Origin of the sequence: uncultured Nostoc sp. (genome assembly GCF_964245575.1) — a bacterium.
Lineage (GTDB): Bacteria > Cyanobacteriota > Cyanobacteriia > Cyanobacteriales > Nostocaceae > Nostoc.
In genome coordinates, this window is sequence record NZ_CAXTNP010000472.1 from 1 (window position 1) to 3,644 (window position 3,644).

General features: G+C 41.7%; 5 protein-coding genes and 1 pseudogene. 2 read left to right on the forward strand and 4 right to left on the reverse strand.

Annotation, left to right across the window (positions count from 1 at the left end):
• Positions 1-72: 72 nt before the first annotated feature.
• Positions 73-568: pseudogene (locus tag ACFFAP_RS37065) on the reverse strand (ISAs1 family transposase); the annotation flags it as partial.
• A gap of 578 nt (positions 569-1,146) precedes the next feature.
• Between ACFFAP_RS37065 and ACFFAP_RS37070 the strand changes: the two are divergent.
• Complete coding sequence (locus tag ACFFAP_RS37070; RefSeq protein WP_375515880.1) at positions 1,147-1,287, forward strand: hypothetical protein; 141 nt, start codon at positions 1,147-1,149, stop codon at positions 1,285-1,287.
• 37 nt (positions 1,288-1,324) lie between these two features.
• Here the strand turns inward: ACFFAP_RS37070 and ACFFAP_RS37075 are convergent, their stop codons facing one another.
• Positions 1,325-1,717 (reverse strand): hypothetical protein, encoded by a 393-nt coding sequence (locus ACFFAP_RS37075; RefSeq protein ID WP_375515881.1) that lies wholly within the window; start codon positions 1,715-1,717, stop codon positions 1,325-1,327.
• A 158-nt stretch (positions 1,718-1,875) separates the two neighbouring features.
• Positions 1,876-2,676, reverse strand: a complete 801-nt coding sequence (locus tag ACFFAP_RS37080) for a hypothetical protein (protein ID WP_375515882.1) — start codon at positions 2,674-2,676, stop codon at positions 1,876-1,878.
• Between ACFFAP_RS37080 and ACFFAP_RS37085 the strand changes: the two genes are divergently transcribed.
• On the forward strand, positions 2,667-2,816 hold the full coding sequence (locus tag ACFFAP_RS37085; protein ID WP_375515883.1) for a hypothetical protein: 150 nt from the start codon (positions 2,667-2,669) through the stop codon (positions 2,814-2,816). The two genes, ACFFAP_RS37080 and ACFFAP_RS37085, sit on opposite strands and share 10 nt — an antisense overlap.
• 91 nt (positions 2,817-2,907) lie before the next feature.
• Here the strand turns inward: ACFFAP_RS37085 and ACFFAP_RS37090 are convergent, their stop codons facing one another.
• On the reverse strand, positions 2,908-3,453 hold the full coding sequence (locus tag ACFFAP_RS37090) for a transposase (RefSeq protein ID WP_375515884.1): 546 nt from the start codon (positions 3,451-3,453) through the stop codon (positions 2,908-2,910).
• Positions 3,454-3,644: the final 191 nt, after the last annotated feature.

Genomic DNA, 3,644 nt, shown 5'->3' on the forward strand with positions numbered 1-3,644 from the left:
AGGTAATTTCTGTCTCTTCTTACAACTTTATCCTGGAAGCTTTATTCTATGCAGCCTCATATTAAATTGGTATAATACCTTTAACAACTCTGGAATCGCTGTAATTTCATTGGACTTTTCATTGACTTTCACCTGTCCTAGTACTAGTTTATTTACAGTTGCCCATGCACTCACCATCACAATTGCGCTTTGAGCGCTACTTTTATCGTAAGAACCACGTAAGGTTTTCCCGTCAAGTGCGACAACTTCACCATTAGTTATCTTAGTTATGGATTTCATCCAATCAAGAAAACATGACTGGAACTGCTGGGGATAAATTTTAAGCAAATACCCGTGCAAATGTATCGTGTGACGGAATGCCATTCGGGAGTTATAAAAATGTTTTTAACCATTCATACTTCGCACAACCATAAGTCTCTATTCCCACCCAACCATCTGCCCCACAAATCACTGCACAGATAGCAATCGTCATGATATCAATTAAATTGTGTCGTTTAGTGCGGTCTATTCGTGGGTCTTCTATTCCCAAAAAATGGTCAGCAATCGTGATTTTTGGTTTGAGCTTCATCGAATGAGAATAAGAATGGAATTCTTCTTTGGACCAATTGTTAAAATACCATATTTAATCAAGGGCAGCCGTCCTAACTTTTCACGGCACCTGTAAAAGTCACTTTAGTCGGTTAGCGATCGCGTAACCACCTGCCTTCTTGCGATCGCATAATTTTAGTAGGGCAAACGCTGATCTTCTTGTGACTCCTAGTCATTAATTTAAAACTATTGAGAATTAAACTGTGAGAAAACCTATGTTAATTGGTGGTTTTAGAACTGACCGTGAAAAGTCAGGCAGCCGATGGCTGCCTCTAACTCCCTCCTCATAATGATTATCAATTTCATATAAAGTGAGATTTTATTTCCTCAAAGCCTTATGTAGTTGGAGTATTGGTATTTTTCATCCTTATTCCGCCTTGTCAATATTTAGATGCGTTTGCCCTGGTCAAATAATCGCTTTTTGTATTTCATCTTTAGCTCAGATATTGCTTGCCTAACTAGAGATTCTGGCAACAATTCTTTAAAAGGTAGCCCTAAACTTTGGCTAAATTTCTCCTTAAGGATTTGTACTCGTAATGTCACAGTAGTAGTTATCGTATGTGCTTGCTCGTTTTAAAGAAAGTATTCCATGAACGAGCTTTGCTTTTTCTACCTCCACAAATTTTTGGGCAATCCTACATCATCTCTCCTTCGGCGATCGCAGTTACTCATAGCATTACTGCACTCGTAGGTTATTAAAGCTGTAGCCCTTACCCCACATAGCTTAGAGCTTTTGTTAGTGCCATTCAGCCTTGAGCAAAGCTTTTGAAGCACTAGACGCTAAGATCCACAGTCTTGCTAAATCGTTCTCTGCTATTGTTGTGTCTTCCCTGTTGGCTCTGCGTTGCGCGTCTGCAATCACAGTGAACAATTTTTGAAGACAATTGCGTACCTCCGTTCTACTCGGCTGATTGCGAAATGGCTCTAGTAAAGTAGTATTTAATACGGCAATTCTACCCAATAATCCTAAAGTTTCTGCATTAGTAGCGGATGTTGGTGTTGGAAAAAATAACACATCAACAAATCTAGTTTCGTCCGTTACTTCCCTATTCGTTCTTACTTCCCCAAAAGGAGCTAGTAATTCTTCTAGAAACTGTTTGGCAAATTTATCGTGTGGTTGTTGGGTCATTTTTGAGCGCGACAGTTTATTATATTTGATTGTTTCAGATTCGGTGGTAGGCTGTTAGTCCACCTTTTCCATCAACACTCGCTTGGCAGCATCAGCACTTTATCTACTCCTCGAAACAGCAGGCGCGACCGTTGATTCAGCCACGCCTTCTAATTTTCTTACGCTGCTACCAACTCCCGACGAACTTGCGGCAGTTCAATCGGAGCAGTTGCCCTGGACAGTCCTTCTACAGCCTCTTTCACACTCCGATACTGGACTCCATCGCCACAGCGCCAATAGTAGGTCTTCGGGTCGTTTTCCCATAACTCATCAGCGTTTCTGACCTTGAAGACAATTCCCAAGAACTCACCATCTAGATATACGTTATGAGCCGTCTGAAGGTCAGTGCGTCCTACATAGGTCAGTCGGTAGCCGTCTACTGGCGTACACAGGTCTTCTGCACGAGTCCCGCGATACCCACAGTTACCGCACCCATGCCCTTCGCAGTCTGGACAGATGGCAGCAGGCATATTCCACTTCGGCAGGGTGAAATCCCATTCAGTTGGTGGCGTTAATATTCGAGCCTTGTGAGAGATATAACAACCAGCGTGACCGATTACTTTATCAGGATAGTATTGGACGCTCAACGATAGCCAGTCACAATCACCCAACAAGCCAATTTTCTCAGAAGCTTGTCTCAATTTCTCATCTTCCTTGTGATTGCGCTCTACTGGAGCAGAAAGACTCGCTTTTACCTCTGCAACAGCGCGTTTGAAAGATTGTTTGTGATATCTAGCATAGCCGTGGGTCATTTTCACCCAAACCGTAGTGTCATCTTCACTAATCCAGATAGTTACTACATCTTCGGGCTGGCACTCTTTTGAATAGTCCGACTGATTGACGATAGTTGCAATGATTTGGCGATCCTGTGTGGTTAACGGATCTTTTGTTGGCGTAGGGGCTGAAAGTTGTGTCATCATTAGAAATACCTCTTGTTTGGGGTAAAAAGGCGATCGCTGTGTTTACCAGACGTGGGCGATCGCTTTTGTTATGTGTGCAAACAACGTTGTGGTTTACCGCAACGCTCTCAAAAAGATTTGGCGTAGCCTCATATTTCTAAATTTCAGTTATTGTCTAGCAAGAATTCACAACACAAGGCTGTAGAGAAGGTATTGAGCGGTTGCCCTCTATAAAACCCATTTGGGATCTATCTAACAAGTTGCAAGTCTTTTAAGCATCAGGCGAACAAAACAAAGATTAAGCTTGGCGGTGGCATTATCAAGAGTGCGCTCAAAATTCTTGACTAAACTTTTACACCTTTCCATCCAAGAGTTGGTTCTTTCTATCACCCATCTAGCTTTGACTGGGACAAAGCCTGTTTTTCCTTCCTTTGTTTTCTGAGTTCTTGACGGTTTAGGTGAGTGTTGAAACTTAATCTTGGTCATAATAGCTGGATAAATTTTCAACTCCTCCTCCTCTAGTTGCTTTGGATGATATCCATTGTCAAGAAGGATAGTAATCTTGGGAATGTTGACAGGTTTAGATTTGAAGTAGTCAATCTTGTATGACAACATTTCAAGTAATCCCTGATCGTCAGATACATTGGCTTTGGTGCAATGACTAAAAAAAGGAAACCCCAAAGTATCCACCCCTAAATGCCTTTTAATACCGTTTGTAGACTTGTAAAAACAAAATCCCTTCGACTCTACGCTAGCATTACAAGTGTTTTTCACCGCTTGGGAGTCAATAATAATCAAGGTTGTCCATTTGGCTTTTTTTTTACCTGCTGGCGAACTTGCTCATGCAACGCATCCCTAATCCTCTCAATTACCTTTTCTGCTCGCCACTGTTTGTAATGCCAAAATACTGTTGAGTAGGGCGGTAAGTCTAACGCTTAAGGGACTTCCAAGGAATAAAATCACCAAGTACAATAATGATAATCATTGTT

Coding starts and splice junctions, on each gene's coding strand:
- ACFFAP_RS37070 (WP_375515880.1), top strand. CDS start 1,147: ATGTGCTTGCTCGTTTTAAAGAAAGTATTCCATGAACGAGCTTTGCTT.
- ACFFAP_RS37075 (WP_375515881.1), bottom strand. CDS start 1,717: ATGACCCAACAACCACACGATAAATTTGCCAAACAGTTTCTAGAAGAA.
- ACFFAP_RS37080 (WP_375515882.1), bottom strand. CDS start 2,676: ATGATGACACAACTTTCAGCCCCTACGCCAACAAAAGATCCGTTAACC.